We start from the raw sequence: 18,237 nt of genomic DNA on the forward strand, positions 1-18,237 counted from the left end.
TTGCAGCGGGGTTTCTATGTGCAAAGCCGCTCAAACGGTCATTTGACTTTGATCAGTTCCTGCCCTTCGCTATCGAAATGACAAATGCCCGCGACGAAATATTTGCAATCAGGCGACTGCTCAACCTTGGCACCGTCGTTGGTCAGCAAGATTCTCAGCGAGCAGTAGTGAGCTTCTCCTTCCGCCTGTTTTTTTAGCACGATCTCGTTTTCGCTGACTGCCTTGGCTTCGCCTGAAATTTCCGCAGAGCACGATCGCCGACCTTCCTCAGCCGCGCCGGTGGGCTCGAAATCCACGTCCATGGTCACCTTGAGATCGTCCCCGAACTTGCGGATCTTGAGATGCTGAACATGGTTGCCTTCGCGCCGGATGTAATGATCCGTGGAGGCGAAGACACTGGCGGAAAACAATAGGGCGAAACTTAGGAAAAGGCTTTTCTTCATGTTATTACCTCATGCTTGATATGGGCCTCTCCCGAACGGATTCGCCCATCGTGAAATTTCGTCAGTCGCGCAGCAGCTCGTTGATGCCCACTTTACTGCGTGTTTTTTCGTCCACTTGCTTGATGATCACTGCACAGTAAAGGCTGTGGCTTCCGTCTTTGGCAGGGAGGCTTCCGGGTACTACCACCGAGCCCGCCGGTACCCGTCCGTAAGTGATTTCACCGGTCATGCGGTTATAAATCTTTGTGCTCTGCCCAATATACACACCCATGGAGATGACCGAGCCCTCTTCGACGATGACACCTTCAACGATTTCCGAACGGGCGCCAATGAAGCAGTTGTCCTCGATGATAGTGGGTGCGGCCTGCAAAGGTTCCAAAACGCCGCCGATGCCGACTCCGCCGGATAGGTGAACATTCTTGCCGATCTGAGCGCAGGAACCCACGGTAGCCCAGGTATCCACCATCGTGCCGGCATCCACATAAGCGCCGATGTTGACGAAAGACGGCATCAATACGACGCCGGGGCCAATGTAGGCACCGCGCCGGACGGTGGCGGGTGGCACCACACGCGCCCCCATGGCGGCAAAATGTTCCGGTCTGAAGCCGCCGAATTTAGGTTCGACTTTGTCGAAGTACTTGGTTTCGCCACCTTCCATCATCCGATTATCGGCGATTCGGAAGGACAGCAGCACGGCTTTCTTGAGCCATTGGTTGACCTCCCATTCCCCATTCTTCTTCTCGGCGACCCGCGCGCGTCCGCTGTCGAGCAGCGCCAGCGCCTCCTGAACAGCTTCGCGGATCACAGCACTGGTCGACGTGGGGGTGAGGTGGGCTCGGTCTTCAAAGGCTTCGTTGATGATGTTTTCTAAGGACATGACTTTACTTTTTCGATTGACGACGATTATTGAATGAACTCCCGAATGCGGTAGGCGGCTTCCACGCATTCCTCCAAAGGCGCGACCAAGGCCATCCGGATATGGTTTTGGCCAGGATTGACTCCGCGAGCGTCGCGTGACAGAAAACTCCCAGGCAGTACCGTTACGTTTTGACGGGCATAGAGATTCCGCGCGAACTCGCAGTCGTCGCGCTGCGTGTTGAGCCATAGATAAAACCCGCCGGAGGGCAGAGACACGTCGAGCAGATCTTTTAGAACCTGGTAAACGGCCGAGAACTTTCGCCTATATTCCGCCCGGTTCTCGGCGACATGTTTCTCGTCCTGCCAGGCTTTCATGCTCGCGTGCTGCACGGGCAACGGGAGCGTACAGCCATGGTAGGTGCGATACCGCTGGTAGAGCGTCATGACCTCCGCATCTCCGGCAATGAAACCGGACCGGAGTCCGGGCGCATTGGAACGCTTGGAAAGGCTATGGAACACGATGCAGCGCTTGAACTCCGTATTGCCCATGGCGTAGGCGGACTGCAACAAGCTGGGAGGCGGAGCCGATTCGTCCAAATACAGCTCGGAATAGCACTCATCCGACGCGATCAAGAATCCATAGCGATCCGACAACTCGATGAGTCTTCGGTGTGTTTCGGCTCCGATGACCGCCCCGGAGGGGTTGGCCGGAGAGCAGAGATAAATCAGCTGACAACGCGCCCAGACCTCGTCCGGCACCGAGTGGAAGTCCGGCAAATAGCCGGCTTCCCGCGTTGCATTCAAAAAATAAGGTTCTGCACCGCTCAGCAGGGCCGCTCCCTCGTAAATCTGATAAAACGGATTGGGCACCAAAACCAGCGGTCGTTTGGAGGCATCAATGACGCACTGGGCGAAGGAGAATAGCGCTTCGCGGGTCCCGTTACAGGGTAGGATATGGCGTTCCGGGTCCACGCTTTCCGCAGGTAGGGAAAAACGGCGCGACAGCCAGTCCGCGATCGCCCGGCGCAGTTCCGGAAGCCCCTTGGTGGCTGGATAATTGGCCAGCCCGTGAAGATGAGCGATCAGGCTTTCGGTAATGAATTGCGGCGTCGGATGTTTGGGTTCCCCTATCGATAACGCGATATGAGGTTTGTCAGTGGGCGGCGTGATCCCTCGCTTGAGTTCGAACAGCTTCTCGAACGGGTAGGGCTGTAGTTTTTGTAGATGGGGATTCATGCGGGGCTATTCGATTTCAAAGTTCAGCGCCTTGCCGACGAAAAAGCGGCGCATAGTATAAGAGGATATCGGCCACGTTCCAATGTGCCTGGCGGTACGTCAGAGAGAGATTCTTCTGGCGTCCCTGCACGGACTCCGAACATCCTTCAACCGATACTGTTCAGCCGCGTTCGAAGGAAAGGCACGACCTCCTCGAGCGGAATTTGAATGGCTTCTCCGTCCTGCCGGCCCTTGTATTCCGCCTGATTCGATTCGAGCAAGCGCTCGCTGACCACGACGCGGTGGGGAATTCCGATCAGTTCCAAGTCTGCGAACATAACACCGGGTCGGATTTTTCGATCGTCGAACAGGACGTCTATGCCTTCGCTTAAGAGAGCGTTGTACAAGTGCTCGGCTACTTCTCTTAGCCGTTCCGATGTATGCATGTTGATCGGGGTTAGAGCCACCTGGAACGGGGCTAGTGCTTCCGGCCAAATGATTCCCCGTTCGTCGTGATTTTGTTCGATGGCGGCGGCGACCACGCGGGACACTCCTATGCCATAGCAGCCCATGATCAGCACCTGGTTCTTTCCTTCTTCATTCAGCACCGTAGCATGCATCGCTTCGCTGTATTTGGTACCGAGCTGGAAGATATGTCCAACTTCGATGCCGCGGGCGATGTGTAGATTTCCCTTGCCGTCCGGGCTGGGATCGCCCTCTTGGACCTTGCGAATGTCGTGAACGTGCAAGGGCGTCGGCTGGTCGCGGTCCCAGTTGACGCCGACGAGATGGAACCCTTTCTCATTTGCGCCGCAGACGAAATCGCTCATCGCCGGTACGGCACGGTCCGCAACCATGTTGATGACTCCTTTCGCGCCGGTTATTTGGATCGGGCCGATGTAGCCCGCACGGCAGCCCATGTGCTGCTCGATTTCATCGTCGGTGGCGAAGCGGAACTTGCCGAGAATTTTACCGACCTTGACTTCGTTGAGTTCATGATCGCCTCGCAGCAGCAACAGGCAAAATTCCTCCCATTCGCGGTCGAGATCGCGTTTCGCGATCATCACGGCGATGGCTTTGAGGATTTTTTCGGGCGGAACGTTCAGAAATTCCGCTACTTCGGCAATGCTGGTCTTGCCGGGCGTCGCGACCTTCTCCATGGGGCGGCTCGCGGGCTGGCGCGCCTCGGCTGGCGCGAGGGCTTCGGCCAGTTCCACATTGGCGGCATAATCGCTCTGGTCGGAAAAAGCGATGGCGTCTTCTCCGGACTCCGCGAGTACGTGAAACTCGTGAGACATGCTGCCGCCGATGGCTCCGGTATCGGCGAGTACGGCACGAAACCGCAATCCCAGCCGTTTGAAGATTCGGGAATAAGTCTCGTACATCCGGTCGTAGGTTTCCTGCAAGGACTCCTGGTTGAGATGGAACGAGTAGGCGTCCTTCATCAGGAATTCGCGGGCGCGCATGACGCCGAATCGGGGGCGGATCTCGTCCCGGAACTTCGTTTGAATCTGATAATAGTTGACCGGCAGCTGCTTGTAGCTCTTGATCTCGCTGCGGACCAGATCGGTGATGATTTCCTCGTGTGTAGGTCCGAGGCAGAAATCCCGCTCGTGGCGATCCTTGAAGCGGCAAAGTTCGGGGCCGAACATATCCCAACGGCCCGATTCCTGCCACAGCTCGCCGGGTTGCACCGCCGGCATGAGTACTTCGAGCGCGCCGCTGCGATCCATTTCCTCGCGGATGATGTTTTCCACCTTGCGGAGTACGCGCAGTCCCAACGGGAGCCACGTGTAAAGGCCGGCGGCAAGCTTGCGGATTAAGCCGGCGCGGAGCATCAGTTTATGGCTGACGACTTCGGCATCGGCCGGGGTTTCCTTGATCGTGTTAAGCGGAAATTGGCTAGTGCGCATGAGGGTGAAATTAGATTGGGATAAAAAACGGCCTTACTATTGTATCGTCAGCCTAGTTAGACCGTCAGGGCTCGTTTTTCAATCAGGCGAGAATGTTTGCCTGAAACTATGAGTACGTGCCGTCCGCCATCAGCGGCGAAGCCGTGTTGGTTCTTTTGCTTGTCGAATCGTACGATGACGGCGATCGGGTGCGAAATCCTCAATTCGTTGCACGCGTTGGAGCCGGCTAAAATCACCGTCAAGCTCGGCGAAAAGTGGGGGTTTAAGGTCTCGCTTGAATCACTTCAAGGTTTCGGCTTGGAACTGAAGAACGAAATTCGAGTCAGTTTGAGTGCGGCGGTGAACGTGTTTCGAGTGTTGTCAATTCACCGTTAGTTTTCCTGCGCCCTAATTGTCGCGTCTCGTGTGATTATTTACCGAGAAGGAGTTATGCTTGGTTCGAAGCCCGGAGCCTTCTCCAGGAGATATTCGGTTCGTCCAAGTGAGGTTTCTCTCCATGCAGATTCGTCTTCATAAGAACGCCCGTACCACCCCGGCCGTTCGGCAGGCCATTCAAGCGTCCACGTTGAGCGAGCGCGCCTTGGCCCAAAAGCATGGCATTAGCCGAACGACCGTCCGCAAGTGGAAACACCGCTCCTCGGTCGAAGATGCCTCACACCGGCCCCACACCCTCAGAACCACGCTCACGCCCGCCCAGGAAGCCATCGTGGTCTACCTCCGCCAAGCTCTGCTCCTCCCCTTGGATGATCTCCTGGCCGTGACCCGGGAATTTCTCAATCCCGCCGTGTCCCGTTCCGGGCTAGACCGCTGCCTGCGCCGCCACGGGGTGGCGTCCCTCAAGACCCTGCTTCCGCCTACAGAGAAGGCGAAGGTCAAACCCTTCAAGGCCTATGAGCCCGGCTTCCTTCACCTGGATGTTAAGTACTTGCCCGCCATCGACGGCGAACCCCGCCGATACCTGTTCGTCGCCATCGACCGCGCCACCCGCTGGGTCTATGTCGCCCTCAAGCCCAACCGCACCGCCTTAAGCGCAAAGGACTTCCTCAAAGCGGTGATTCAGGCCGCGCCTTTCCGCATCCAGAAATGCCTGACCGACAACGGCTCGGAGTTTACCGACCGTTTCCTGACCCGAACTCGGCAGCCCTCGGGGACGCATGAGTTTGACCGCCTCTGTACTGAACAAGGCATCGAACATCGCCTGATTCCGCCGGGCCGGCCCCAAACGAATGGCCTGGTGGAACGCTTCAATGGCCGCATCGAGGAGGTGTTGCAAACCCATCACTTCGATTCAACCGCCGATCTGGACACCACCCTGCACCGCTATGTCGAGCTGTACAATCATCACATTCCCCAAAAGGCCTTACGCCATCTCACCCCGATCCAGGCTCTCAAAAACTGGCAACTGTCCCATCCTCATCTTTTTCGAAAGAAGGTTTACGATCTTGCGGGACTTGACACCTAATCAAGTTAGAAAAACTCGTATTTACGCCCTTCGACGGATTGTTTATGGTGGCTCCATAATTACAATCCATGCAAAACGTTTCACTAACCAAATGTGGCTGCAAAAACGAATTACATTAAAACCGCGGCCGCGCGGATTTCATCTCATCACCGAAGAACTATTGGGGTTCTTGCCAGAACTGAGAAAATTCCGCATCGGCATCGCTCATTTTTTTGTTCAACATACCTCCGCGTCGCTGGTTATCAATGAAAATGCCGACCCAAGCGTGCGGCGGGACCTCGAAACGCATTTAAGAACTCTGGCGCCCGATGGATTGGCCCATTACACCCATACCCTGGAAGGGGCGGACGACATGCCGGCGCACATCAAATCTTGTCTGATGGGCTCGAGCGTGACCGTTCCGGTCGGCGACGGACGTTTGCTGTTGGGTACCTGGCAGGGAATTTATTTAGGCGAGCATCGCGATCGTGGCGGCTCGCGCTCTGTGATCGCCACTTTGAACGGCGAGACATTTTGAACCTGGAGTGATCAATGAAATTTTTGCGTTTGACGTTGATGGCGGTAGTTCTGTCTACATTTTCGGTTCACGCCGAGGAGAGCATATGGGATAAAGGCGCCCCACTCCTCGAAAACCCAGTGGAAATGACGGTTTACCGCAGCCCTACCTGCGGTTGCTGCGGAAAATGGCTGGAACATATGAAAAAACATGGGTTTGTCGTGCGCGATATCAAGTCTAACGACATGGACAGGATCAAGAAAGAACTCGGAGTGCCGGATAAGCTGCAGTCTTGCCATACGGCTCTGGTCAATGGTTACGTGATTGAAGGCCATGTTCCTGCCGCGGATGTCCAGAAGCTAATTCAAACCAAGCCAGAGGTTTCGGGATTGACAGTTCCCGCGATGCCTGTGGGCACCCCTGGTATGGAAATGGGCGGAAAGAAAGATCCTTTCGCCGTCTTGATCTTTGACAAGAGCGGGAAAGTCGACACGTTCCAGGAATACCGCTTCTATTAACTTCGCCTAAACGACAGGAGAACGGTCATGTTGTTGGCGGGTGATGTAGGCGGAACGAAAACGCTCCTTGCATTGTACGACGTAGGAATGGAAGGACTGCCCGCAACTATCGTGAGGGAGGCGACTTACCCAAGTGCGGGATATGGCGCGTTCGAAGACATGATCGAAGATTTCTTGAGGAAAGGACGCGAGTTGCTCGACGCCGCTTGCTTCGGCGTTGCCGGTCCCGTTATAGATGGCCGCTGCCAAACCACCAATTTGCCTTGGGTAATCGACGAGATGCGTTTGGTAGCCTTATTGGGCACACCCAAGGTGAAACTGTTGAACGATCTTCAGGCCATGGCCTTGGGTTTGCTTCGGCTGCGGCCCGACGAGTGGGTGGACCTAAACCCTCATGCGAAGCCCGCAACCGGTAATCGGGCCGTCATAGCAGCCGGTACCGGCTTAGGACAGGCGATATTGTACTGGGATGGTCACCTCTACCATGCGTTGGCGACCGAAGGCGGACATGGGGATTTTGCGCCAAACGATGCGCTGGAAGACGGTTTGCTCGTTTATTTGCGGAACAAATTCAGCGGACATGTGAGCTATGAGCGCATTTTATCGGGTCCCGGGCTCGTCAATGTGTACGAATACCTTCGGGACATGAAACAGGCGCCTGAAAGGCTTGGATTAGACGCTTCGATAAAGAATGCGGACGACCCTGCTCGGGAAATCAGCACGCGTGCATTGCGCGATGGAGATGCGCTATGTCGTGAAGCTTTGACCCTGTTTGCGCGCATTTTTGGTGCAGAAGCCGGTAACTTGGCTTTGAGGTGTTTCGCTACCGGTGGTGTTTTGGTCGGAGGCGGAATCGCACCGAAGATTTTACCGGCACTTCAAGATGGTTCTTTCATGCAAGGTTTCTGTGCTAAAGGCCGGCTTTCGGAGTTTCTATCCGCCGTTCCGGTTCGCGTCGCATTGAACTCTCATACGGGCTTGATGGGTGCCGCCGATTATGCGGCACGCATGTTGCTTTGATGATCGTAAGACGCTTGCCGGCCGGGCTTTCTCCTGGCCGGCACCGTCGCCGTAACGCATTCGTCAAATTGATATCTCAGAGTTGAGTCGATCATCGGAGGAGGTTCGTTATGCGTGTTGATGAAGTTCGCGCGATCGCTAGACGTATGGGCGTGGCTCCAGGCCGTCTGAGTAAGCGGGATCTGATCCGAAGGATTCAGATTGTTGAAGGAAATTTCGATTGTTTCGGTACGGCTCGCGATGCGATTTGCGACCAATACGGTTGTTTATGGCGGGACGAATGTTTCATTCAAGCTAGAAAGGAGAATTAGGCACCATAAATCGACAAATTCAGGCCCAAGGACGTGAAGGCGCAGAATCGCGCCATCTTTTTTTATGCTTTTAAACCAAGAAGAGGTCGATGATCGCTGCGGAGCTTTTGGATATCGCCCGTCACGAGGGTATCCGGGATTTGGAATATTTCCGTACAGAAAAACAACTCGTGTGGGCAATTCAACGCGCTAGAGGCAAGGCCGCATGTTTTTTGTCCGAAAATCGTATGTCTTGCCGGGAACATGATTGCCAATGGCGTCAGGAGTGTCTTAAGCTGGTTGTCGAGAGGCGCGGGTGATTGACGGCAACCGGAGTCTTTACGATCTCTCATTCGCGTGCCGGCGCGAATGAGCACGCTCGTAATGAGGCGGAGACAGGGACTTTCGCCTCGCGCACGATAAAACAATCGAGTTTGGGATATTGCTCGCTTTGGGCGGGTGGCAATGCCGCCGTGCATCGCCGTATCGCGCGGTCGACCGTTAAGCACGAGGTGAGCGGCTGCAAGCGGAAGATCGTAGTGTCGGTTACGGCCGGTCCTGGTATCGGCCGAAGCCGTTATGAGCATGGTTGCTCCAAGCGTATACAATCGTTTAGAAATTTCGAGATCCGTTGAGGCGCGCACTGCCATGAGAGTCGGAGTACCCAAAGAGATCAAGGACAACGAAAACCGCGTCGCACTGACGCCGCGCCACGTATCGGTACTCGTCGAGGCAGGGCACGAGGTTGTCGTTGAAACGAATGCTGGACTTGGTTCCGGATTCAAAGATGACGAATACCTTCGGGCGGGTGCCCGTATTGGCGGGGTGAAGGATGCGTGGGATGCCGATTTGGTTCTCAAGGTCAAGGAGCCTATCGAATCGGAGTACGCCTACCTCCGAAATCAAATCGTGTTTACCTTCTTCCATCTGGCCGGGGCTCCCCGCTCACTCACCGAGGTTCTGCTGGAACGCGGCACTACGGCCGTGGCTTACGAAACACTAGAGGACGAGCTCGGCCGACTTCCGATTCTCGCGCCTATGAGCGCCGTTGCGGGCAACATGGCGGCGTTGATTGGCGGCTATTATCTGGCGGAATTTAACGGCGGCAGGGGCGTTCAGCTCGGTAAGGTTTTGGGAATGCGCCACGGGCGAGTCTTGATTGTTGGCGACGGCGTCGTGGCTTATCACGCCGCTCAAACAGCCTGGGGACTCGGGGCTGAGGTTTCGGTTGCCGGGATCGACAAGGCCAAGGGCGAGCGGATACGGCGTGAAATCGCGGACGATATCGCTTTTTTTGTAGCGGAACCGGACGCTGTCGCACGCCATGCGTGCGAAGCCGATCTAGTCATCGGCGCGGTATTGCGGCATGGTGCCAGGGCGGATTACGTAGTGACCGAAGATATGGTCCGATCGATGCAGCCCGGTTCCGTGATCGTCGATGTCAGCATCGATCAGGGGGGGTGCGTGGAGACATCACGGCCTACAACGCACTCAAAACCGGTTTATGTGAAACACGGCGTCATCCATTATTGCGTGACTAACATGCCGGGGGCGTATCCCAGGACATCGACAATTGCGCTCACTGAGGCAAGCTTTCCGTATATCCTGTCGTTGGCTAGCCAGGGCTTGGCGGCGCTGCGGGACAATCCGGGATTAGCCAAGGCCGTGAATGTTCACCGAGGTTATCTCACCTGCAAACCGGTGGCCGAGACTTTCGGACTCATGGAGCGTTACACGGCGTTTTCTGAATTGTGATGATCATCGGCGATTTCGATACCGATGGACCTAGGCCGAAATCAGTACTCGTCTTCTTGGTCTAGAAAATCGTCCAACGTGAGATCCCGCTGAGCGGGCTCATGTAAATCCGCATCGGTGTAACCGAGGTCATCCATTTCCACGTCGTCGAACGGGGCGCTCCAGTCCTCAGGGGGGTCGATCGGCACGAACGGCGACTCGTACCAAGAGGCGAAATCGAATTCACCGAGATCGCCGTTGAGATACTGAATTTCAATGGTGTCGTTATCCTCGTCCACTGCGACGACGCGAAACGATCTTCCGGTCTCGGTGTCTTGATACCAATTTTCGAGTAGTGGATCCGCAACCGTCGGCATGGCTTAATCCTCCGATAATGCTTGGAAACAAGCGTCCAAAAAGGATGTTCCATTCACCAGTCGCGGCAAGCATAACACGAGTTCTTGTCGAAAATACCCAAGTGCGGTTTTAGTCGGATACGATAGGAAAAACGGGCTCAACTTGTCCCGACAAGTGCGATGATCGCTTCGCTCAGCTGGCGCTTTTGGCGCTCACTGCTTAGTGGGTGATCCTGTTGATCGGTGATGTAGAAAATGTCCTCGGCGCGGCTGCCGATAGTGGAAATTTTCGCATTGTAAAGGCGCACTTCGCATTGCAAGAAAGCTTGGCCGACCTTCGACAGTAGACCGGGGCGATCGGTGGCGACCAGTTCCAGAATCGAATAACGGTTTTGCGGGTCCTCATGAAAATAGATTTGAGTCGGCACCGTAAAATGTTTGATTTGACGAGGTTCGCGCCGGTGAACACGAAGCGGTGCGCAGCTCGGCTGGAGCAGACATGCGCGCAGCCGGCTGCAGATCTGGGTTTGCCGCAGGTGATCGTCGATCGGTTCCCCTGTCTGTTCGAGCACGTGGTAGCTGTTCAACACATAGCCATCGGCGGAGGTGACGATTTTGGCGTCGAAGACGGTCAGACCGAGCTGGTCCAGGACCGCCGTGCTGTAGGCGAAAATGAAATCCTGGTCCTTCGCGTACAGGAAAATCTCCGCGCTCCCCCGCTGGCTGACCGGGCGCAGTAGGACTAAGGGTAGGTCTCCCGGCTTACAGGCACTAATCGCCACCGTGTGCCAAGCGATCTCCTCTGCCAAGTAGCGCAGAAAATATTCGTCGTTGACCGTTTGCCATACTTTGTCGATGGTCCGGTCGCTGATGCCCAAGCGCCTCAACAAGGCGCGGCTTTCCGTCTTGACCGCGTTGATCTTTTCCTGTTGTTCGAGCGGCTTTGCGAGTCCCCGGCGGAATGCCCAGCGTGCGGTGAGGTAGAGTTCCTTGAGCAGAGCGTCTTTCCACGAATTCCACAGGTTTGGGTTGGTGGCGCGAATGTCAGCGACGGTCAGGAGATAGAGATAATTCAGCGTATCCTGGTCTCCGACGGCAGTGGCGAACTCGTGAATGACGTCAGGATCACTAATGTCCTTGCGCTGAGCCGTCATCGACATGAGCAGGTGGTTCTGAACCAACCATTTCACGAGTTTGGTATCCCGGGGACCGATCTCGTGGCGTTGGCAAAAATCCTCGGCGATCGCTGCACCGACGATGGAATGATCGCCACCGCTGCCCTTGGCGATATCGTGCATCAAGCCTGCAATGTAAAGGAGTTCCGGTTTTTCGATGATCTGGAAAATTTCATTGCAGAGGGGGTGTTCGGCTCTATGTTTTTCGAGTGCGAATCGTCTGAGATTGCGGACGACAAAGAGCGTGTGCTCGTCGACCGTGTAAACGTGGAAGAGATCGTATTGCATGCGGCCGACGACGCGGCCGAAGGCTGGAAGATACGCCGCCAGAATCCCGTAGCGGTTCATCCGCCTCAGTTGATGTGTGATGCCGCCCGGCTGACGCAGGATTTCCATAAAGAGTCGGCAGGCTTCGGGATTTCGGCGGAAGTTCTCGTCGATCAGATAGAGATGCTGACGGATTAGCCGGATGGTGGCGGCGCGTATGCCTAACAAGGTTGCGTTTTGCTGCAGTAGCAGAAAAATTTGCAACAAGGCCAAGGGCTGCTCCCGAAAGACATTCGGGTGCAACGCCTCAATGTAATTGTTGACTGCCTGGAAATACCGGTTTATTGGGAGTATGACGGCGTCCTCGTCGCGGTGTAATGCGGCTTCCTTGAACAGTTGTAGCAGCATTTCGTTTAGCCGTTCGAGGCCCATGACGGTGCGGAAATAACGCTGCATGAATTGCTCGACGGCCTCATTGATATCCGGGTCCTGATATCCGAATTGGCGGGCCAGATCCTTCTGATATTCGAACAGCAGGCGGTCTTCGCAACGCCCGGTCAATGTATGGAGGGCAAAGCGCAGTTGCCAGAGGAAGTGTTGGGCCTGTGTAAGTTCGGCGTATTCGGCTTCGGTCAGCCAGCCGTGCAGCAGTAGGTCGTTCAGGTTTGAGACGTTGTAATGGCGCTTGATGATCCAGCCGATGATTTGGATATCTCTCAGGCCGCCTGGGCCTTCTTTGATATTCGGCTCGAGATTGTAGGCGGTGTCGTGGTATTTGGCGTAACGGGCCGCCTGTTCGGCCATCTTGGCTTCGAAGAATTCCTGCGACGGCCAGATATGCTCAGGACCGATGCGTGCCCACAGCTCTTTGAACAGTGTCGAAGAGCCGCAGAGCAGACGGGATTCCATCAGATTGGTGATGACGGTCTGGTCCTGCCTGGCCTGTTCCACGCACTCGTCGACCGTACGGACACTGTGAGCGGGCTTGAGTCCGATGTCCCAGAGTAAATTGAAAAAATCGGCCAAGCCCTGCCGGCAGCGCGGTTCTTCGCTTTGATCGGCGCCGCTGCCGTGAAAATCGAGGAGAATCAAAACGTCGATATCGGAGTGAGGATGCAGTTCGCGTCTGCCGTAACCACCTACGGCGATGAGGGCAAGTCGTTCGGCATCGGGTCCGAGGAAATGGTTCCAGCACGCTCCTAAGAGCTCATCCATGAAATCGGAGCGCGCCCGAATGAGTTCGGCGGCCGGGATGCCGGCGTGGAAGCGCTCGGTTAGGTTCGAGTTATTCTGCTGAATAAGTTCCCTGAGCGACTTGATGCGCTCGGCGGACGATAGGAGATCGTTATAAGCCGGCGAGTTTGAGTCGGCCGTTTTCAATCGTGTGTGCCTCTTCTTGACGCAGGGTGAGGATTTCGTAGCCATCCTCGGTGACCAAAACCGTGTGCTCCCACTGGGCAGACAGGCTGTGGTCCTTGGTCACGGCTGTCCATCCGTCCGGAAGTATTTTCACGTAGCGTTTACCGAGATTGATCATGGGTTCGACGGTGAAAATCATACCCGGTTCCAGCGTTATTCCGGTATTCGGCTTACCATAGTGGAGCACCTGCGGGTCCTCGTGAAAACTCCGGCCGATACCATGCCCACAGAATTCCTGCACGACTGAATAGCCGTGAGATTCCGCATGCCGCTGAATGGCAAAGCCGATATCGCCTAGTCGCCCGCCGGGACGGACTTGCTGAATCCCGAGGTACATGGCTTCCTGACAGACCTTGACTAGGCGCTTCGCCCGAATGGACACTTCGCCGACGAGAAACATCTTGCTGGTGTCCCCATGGTAGCCGTCCTTGATCACGGTGATGTCAATGTTGATGATGTCGCCGCTTTTCAGTTTCTTCGGGCCGGGTATGCCGTGGCACACCTGATGGTTCACCGAGGTGCAGATGGATTTGGGAAACCCTTTGTAATTTAGCGGAGCCGGAACGGCTTTCAGCACGTCGACGATATAGTCGTGGCAGATCCGATCAAGCTCTTCGGTGGTTATTCCGGGAACCACGAATGGCTCAATCATTTCCAATACTTGTGCGGCGAGTCGACCAGCGACACGCATTTTCTCGATTTCGGCAGGCGTTTTAAGGATGATGCTCATCGCGAGATTTGGGTTGGTTCACGTGGCGCTCGGTCGAGGAAAGGTGTGGGAACAGAGTCGGATTGTTGAATAAATCTCGTTATGGTATAAAGCGCTGCTATTTTTCGCAATAACACACACGCATCGTCACGGTCGGCGGGGTGCCAATTCCCGGTGATTTGGTCGCCGGTCGGGATGCGTGGAGGCTCAACCCATAGCCGGCTCAAGCTGGCAGACATCTACCAGGAGATTTGAATGTCGAACGTCACCATGCGCCAAATGTTGGAGGCCGGCGTACATTTCGGTCACCAGACGCGCTATTGGAATCCCAAGATGGCTCCGTACATTTTCGGTGCGCGGAGCAATATCCATATTATCAATTTGGAGAAGACCTTGCCGCTGTTCGAGGAGGCTATGAAGTACCTTGAGCAGCAGGCGGCCAACAGAGGCAGAATTCTTTTCGTCGGCACCAAGAGAACGACGCGCAAGGTCATCGAGGAAGAAGCCAAGCGCTGCGGTATGCCGTACGTCAATTATCGATGGCTGGGCGGAATGCTCACCAATTTCAAGACGATCAAGCAATCGATTGCTCGCATGAAAGAGCTGGAAGCGATGCGAGACGACGGGCGTTTGCAGCGATTTAACAAAAAGGAAGCCCTAGGCATGATGCGCGAGCTGGAAAAGCTGCAGCATAGTCTGGGCGGCATTCGCGATATGGATCGGCTTCCGGACGTGTTGTTCGTCATGGATGTCGGTTATGAAAAAAATGCCGTCAACGAAGCGAAAAAACTAGGTATTCCGGTCGTCGGCATAGTCGATACCAATAACAGTCCGGTCGGCATCGACTACATCATACCGGGCAACGACGACTCGATTCGAGCTGTTCAGCTGTATGCGCAGAGCGCCGCGACGGCCATCTTGCAAGGCAAGGCCCACAGCTTGGACTTTGCGGGAGGAGAGGACGAATTTGTAGAAATGGAGTCGAATGCCGAGACGAGTTCGGACTCCGCTGCGGAAGCGGTTGACGCTCATGCCGAATAGGGATGCCCGCCCTACCGCCCGCGCCTGAAAATGTTCGAAACGCCTCCTTCAGGGGGCGTTTTCATAAGCGTAATTGCTTGAAAGAGCAATGATAAGCAATCGAAGATGAGGTTTGGTCAATGAATATCACTGCCGCAATGGTGAAGGAACTCCGCGAACGTACCGGTTCGGGGATGATGGAATGCAAAAAGGCGTTGCAAGAAGCCAATGGCGATATGGAAGCCGCGGTGGAATTGATGCGGAAAGCGGGGCTTGCGAAAGCAGATAAGAAAGCCGGCCGTGTCGCCGCCGAAGGTAGGATTTCGGTAAAGACGAGCGCTGATAACAAACGCGCAGTGATCGTCGAAGTCAACTGCGAAACCGATTTCGTCGCCAAGGGCGATGATTTCGTGCAATTTGCGGATAACATTGTGCAAACGGCATTGGACTCCAACGTGGGGTCGCTCGAGCAATTGCTCGCTACGGTCATCCCGTCTACCGGTTCCAGCGTGGAAGACACGCGACGGGCGTTGATTGCCAAGATCGGAGAGAACATCAATGTTCGTAGGTTTGACCGCATCGTTTCGGAAAAGGGGATTATCGCGAGTTATCTGCACGGGACCCGGATTGGCGTTTTGGTTGAGTTGATCGGCGGTGATCAGGAATTAGGACGGGATATTGCTATGCATATCGCCGCCAGCAATCCGCTATGCGTAGATGAGCAGGGTGTGCCTCCGGAAACGCTTGCTAAGGAGCGTGAAATCGCCAAGGCTCAGGCCGAAGCCGAGGGGAAGCCAGCTAACATCGTGGAGAAAATGGTAGAGGGCAAGCTCCGAAAGTTCATCGGAGAAGTGACTTTGCTAGGTCAGCCCTTCGTCAAAGACCCGGATCAGACCGTGGGTAAATTGCTGAGCAGTCGTGGAGCGAGCGTCGGGCGCTTCGTCCGCTTCGAGGTCGGCGAAGGTATCGAAAAGACGGAAAGCAATTTTGCGGAAGAAGTGATGGCACAGGTTCGCAACACCTAACCAGGGATTGCCGGCAGCCCGGCGGAGGTGTTTTCTTGGTGCCTTCGCTGGGTTTCGTGGATTACATAATCGATGACATAAGAGTTGAACCGATGGGCGCGCCTAGATATTCCAGGATTCTGTTGAAGCTGAGCGGCGAGGCGCTTATGGGGGACCAGGGAAGTGGGATCGACCCACAGACGGTTAAACGTCTGGCGCTTGAGATAAACGATTTATGCCGAATCGGTGTCCAGATTGGGCTGGTCATCGGAGGGGGCAATATCATACGTGGTTCCGAAAAGGCATCGGAGGGCTTGGATCGAGTCACCGGCGATTACATGGGCATGCTGGCGACAGTCCTTAATGCTCTTGCCATGCAAGACGCTCTGGAGAATCTCGGGCAGCCTGTACGCGTCATGTCGGCCTTGAAAATCAATCAAATTTGCGAGGATTACATTCGCCGTCGAGCCGTGAGACATCTTGAGAAAGGACGGGTCGTGATCTTTGCGGCAGGAACCGGCAACCCGTTTTTTACGACGGACTCGGCGGCAAGTCTCCGCGCCATCGAAATCAACGCTGAGTTGTTGATCAAGGCCACTAAGGTTGAGGGGGTTTATTCGGCGGATCCTCTCAAGGATCCCAATGCGCGGTTCTACCCTCGGCTGACCTACGACGAGGCTTTGGACCAACGCCTCAATGTCATGGACGCTACGGCACTGGTGTTGTGTCGCGACCATAATATGCCGCTGAGGGTGATGAATGTGTTCGAGCCAGGTGCCGTTATGCGTGTGGTCCTGGGCGAAGATATTGGATCCTTAATTCAAAACCGGTAAGTAACCATGATCGACGATATTCAAAAACGGACTACGGAACGAATGAAGAAAAGTGTCGAGGCGCTCAAGCACGAGCTTGCGAAGATCAGAACAGGTCGTGCTCATCCCAGTCTCTTGGATCACATTACGGTGTCTTACTACGGCAACGAAGTGCCATTGACGCAAGCCGCTAGCGTCGCGGTCGAAGATGCTCGTACGCTGACCGTGACCCCGTGGGAACGCAGTATGGTTCCAGTGATCGAAAAGGCGATCAGGACGTCCGACTTGGGTTTGAATCCGTCGACAGCGGGATCGGTGATACGCGTGCCTATGCCGCCGCTTACCGAGGAGCGGCGACGCGATCTGATCAAAGTTGTGCGCCAGGAAGCGGAGAATGCGCGGGTAGCGATTCGCAATATTCGGCGGGACGCCAATAATGAGCTCAAGGCAGCGTTGAAGGAAAAACAGATCTCGGAAGACCAAGAACGCCGCAGTCAAGAGCAAATTCAAAAATTGACCGACCAGTACATTAAAGACGTCGACGCCTTGCTCAGCGAAAAGGAAGCGGACTTATTGGCAATTTGAGCGGTCGCTTCGCGTCCGAGTTCGACTTTTTCGCCGTTTACTATCAATCGATATTCGATGGTGCCCCGGCTAGCCCGGCTTCGATCAGGAGCGGTGAGGCGCCTCGTTGTCCATAATGATGATCCGTTTGGAACCCAAATATGGAAGTGTCCGCTGTCCCTGCCGATGATGACCGGCTGCCCCGCCATATCGCTATCGTTATGGATGGCAATGGCCGCTGGGCGAAAAAGCGTCTTTTGCCACGTACGGCCGGACATCGCGCTGGTGTTGCAGCTGTGCGAAAAGTCATCGAGCACTGCCTAAAGCGCCGGATCGAAGCCCTTACTCTGTTCGCATTCAGCAGCGAAAATTGGCGCCGCCCGCCACAAGAAGTTTCCCTGCTCATGGAATTATTCTTGACAACCTTGGAGCGGGAAACCGAGAAACTTCACGAGAACGGTGTGCGACTCCGAGTGATCGGGGATCGTCGGGCGTTTTCGCCTGCACTGCAGGAGAGGATTTCAGAGGCCGAACGGCTCACTGGCGAAAATACTCAGTTGAATCTAACTATTGCCGCGAATTACGGCGGCCGTTGGGATATTCTGCAGGCCACTCGCGCACTGGCAAAACGAGTAGCGCAAGGGGATCTACGCCCGGAAGACATTGACACGCACTGCTTCGAATCCCATCTGGCGCTGGCGGACTTACCGGAGCCCGATCTTTTCATTCGTACCGGCGGCGAACAGCGTATCAGCAACTTCTTGCTGTGGCAGATGGCTTACACCGAACTCTATTTTACGCCGGCCTTGTGGCCGGATTTTGACGACCAGTCACTCGAACTAGCGTTGAAAGACTATGCCCGCCGACAACGCCGCTTCGGATATACCAGTGAGCAGGTCGAGGATCTGGTTTTGGAGAACGTTTGCCCTAAGACAAATGAATTCCGTTAATTTGGCATCTAC

Annotated in this window: 17 protein-coding genes; 10 read left to right on the forward strand and 7 right to left on the reverse strand. The window is 55.2% G+C overall.

Annotated elements, in window-relative coordinates:
- Window positions 1-38: 38 nt before the first annotated feature.
- From QEN43_RS15100 to QEN43_RS15115, 4 genes are all read right to left on the reverse strand, one after another.
- A complete protein-coding gene (locus tag QEN43_RS15100; protein WP_026609198.1) occupies window positions 39-443 on the reverse strand; it encodes a hypothetical protein in 405 nt (134 codons plus the stop codon).
- A gap of 61 nt (window positions 444-504) precedes the next feature.
- A complete protein-coding gene (dapD, locus tag QEN43_RS15105) occupies window positions 505-1,320 on the reverse strand; it encodes a 2,3,4,5-tetrahydropyridine-2,6-dicarboxylate N-succinyltransferase (RefSeq protein ID WP_026609199.1) in 816 nt (271 codons plus the stop codon).
- Window positions 1,321-1,346: 26 nt separating this feature from the next.
- The gene (gene dapC / locus QEN43_RS15110) at window positions 1,347-2,537 is read right to left on the reverse strand and encodes a succinyldiaminopimelate transaminase (protein WP_026609200.1); all 1,191 of its coding nucleotides are present in this window, start codon (window positions 2,535-2,537) and stop codon (window positions 1,347-1,349) included.
- A 146-nt stretch (window positions 2,538-2,683) separates the two neighbouring features.
- Window positions 2,684-4,429, reverse strand: coding sequence for a proline--tRNA ligase (locus QEN43_RS15115; protein ID WP_026609201.1), 1,746 nt, complete (start codon window positions 4,427-4,429; stop codon window positions 2,684-2,686).
- Between the two features lie 496 nt (window positions 4,430-4,925).
- On the opposite strand from QEN43_RS15115, the gene QEN43_RS15120 reads away from it, so the two are divergent.
- The 5 genes from QEN43_RS15120 (at window position 4,926) to ald (ending at window position 9,970) form a co-directional block, all read left to right on the forward strand.
- Window positions 4,926-5,891, forward strand: a complete 966-nt coding sequence (locus QEN43_RS15120; RefSeq protein WP_317963379.1) for an IS481 family transposase — start codon at window positions 4,926-4,928, stop codon at window positions 5,889-5,891.
- Window positions 5,881-6,408 carry a secondary thiamine-phosphate synthase enzyme YjbQ gene (locus QEN43_RS15125; protein WP_449814790.1) on the forward strand — a complete coding sequence of 176 codons (528 nt, stop codon included), beginning with the start codon at window positions 5,881-5,883 and terminating at the stop codon, window positions 6,406-6,408. The genes QEN43_RS15120 and QEN43_RS15125 overlap by 11 nt, the downstream gene beginning before the upstream one ends.
- 14 nt (window positions 6,409-6,422) lie before the next feature.
- Window positions 6,423-6,905: a DUF411 domain-containing protein gene (locus QEN43_RS15130; RefSeq protein WP_026609204.1), complete on the forward strand. Its 483-nt coding sequence runs from the start codon at window positions 6,423-6,425 to the stop codon at window positions 6,903-6,905.
- A 27-nt stretch (window positions 6,906-6,932) separates the two neighbouring features.
- Complete coding sequence (glk, locus tag QEN43_RS15135) at window positions 6,933-7,925, forward strand: glucokinase (RefSeq protein WP_026609205.1); 993 nt, start codon at window positions 6,933-6,935, stop codon at window positions 7,923-7,925.
- Window positions 7,926-8,863: 938 nt separating this feature from the next.
- Window positions 8,864-9,970: an alanine dehydrogenase gene (gene ald, locus QEN43_RS15140; RefSeq protein WP_026609207.1), complete on the forward strand. Its 1,107-nt coding sequence runs from the start codon at window positions 8,864-8,866 to the stop codon at window positions 9,968-9,970.
- 41 nt (window positions 9,971-10,011) lie between these two features.
- On the opposite strand, the gene QEN43_RS15145 is transcribed toward ald, so the two are convergent.
- The 3 genes from QEN43_RS15145 to map all read right to left on the reverse strand — a co-directional run bounded on the left by QEN43_RS15145 (window position 10,012) and on the right by map (window position 13,896).
- Entirely contained in the window at window positions 10,012-10,326 is a 315-nt protein-coding gene (locus tag QEN43_RS15145) for a DUF6763 family protein (protein ID WP_026609208.1), read from the reverse strand.
- A 137-nt stretch (window positions 10,327-10,463) separates the two neighbouring features.
- A complete protein-coding gene (glnD, locus tag QEN43_RS15150; RefSeq protein ID WP_026609209.1) occupies window positions 10,464-13,127 on the reverse strand; it encodes a [protein-PII] uridylyltransferase in 2,664 nt (887 codons plus the stop codon).
- The gene (gene map, locus QEN43_RS15155) at window positions 13,093-13,896 is read right to left on the reverse strand and encodes a type I methionyl aminopeptidase (RefSeq protein ID WP_051331428.1); all 804 of its coding nucleotides are present in this window, start codon (window positions 13,894-13,896) and stop codon (window positions 13,093-13,095) included. Before map ends, glnD begins: the two co-directional genes overlap by 35 nt.
- A 234-nt stretch (window positions 13,897-14,130) precedes the next feature.
- Between map and rpsB the strand changes: the two genes are divergently transcribed.
- The 5 genes from rpsB to uppS all read left to right on the forward strand — a co-directional run bounded on the left by rpsB (window position 14,131) and on the right by uppS (window position 18,225).
- A complete protein-coding gene (gene rpsB / locus QEN43_RS15160) occupies window positions 14,131-14,916 on the forward strand; it encodes a 30S ribosomal protein S2 (protein WP_026609210.1) in 786 nt (261 codons plus the stop codon).
- Between the two features lie 119 nt (window positions 14,917-15,035).
- A complete protein-coding gene (tsf, locus tag QEN43_RS15165; protein ID WP_026609211.1) occupies window positions 15,036-15,920 on the forward strand; it encodes a translation elongation factor Ts in 885 nt (294 codons plus the stop codon).
- A 92-nt stretch (window positions 15,921-16,012) separates the two neighbouring features.
- Window positions 16,013-16,732, forward strand: coding sequence for a UMP kinase (gene pyrH, locus QEN43_RS15170; RefSeq protein ID WP_026609212.1), 720 nt, complete (start codon window positions 16,013-16,015; stop codon window positions 16,730-16,732).
- 6 nt (window positions 16,733-16,738) lie between these two features.
- The gene (gene frr / locus QEN43_RS15175; protein WP_026609213.1) at window positions 16,739-17,296 is read left to right on the forward strand and encodes a ribosome recycling factor; all 558 of its coding nucleotides are present in this window, start codon (window positions 16,739-16,741) and stop codon (window positions 17,294-17,296) included.
- A gap of 140 nt (window positions 17,297-17,436) precedes the next feature.
- A complete protein-coding gene (gene uppS, locus QEN43_RS15180; protein ID WP_036267818.1) occupies window positions 17,437-18,225 on the forward strand; it encodes a polyprenyl diphosphate synthase in 789 nt (262 codons plus the stop codon).
- Window positions 18,226-18,237 lie beyond the last annotated feature (12 nt).

It is taken from the genome of Methylocaldum szegediense, from assembly GCF_949769195.1.
Lineage (GTDB): Bacteria > Pseudomonadota > Gammaproteobacteria > Methylococcales > Methylococcaceae > Methylocaldum > Methylocaldum szegediense.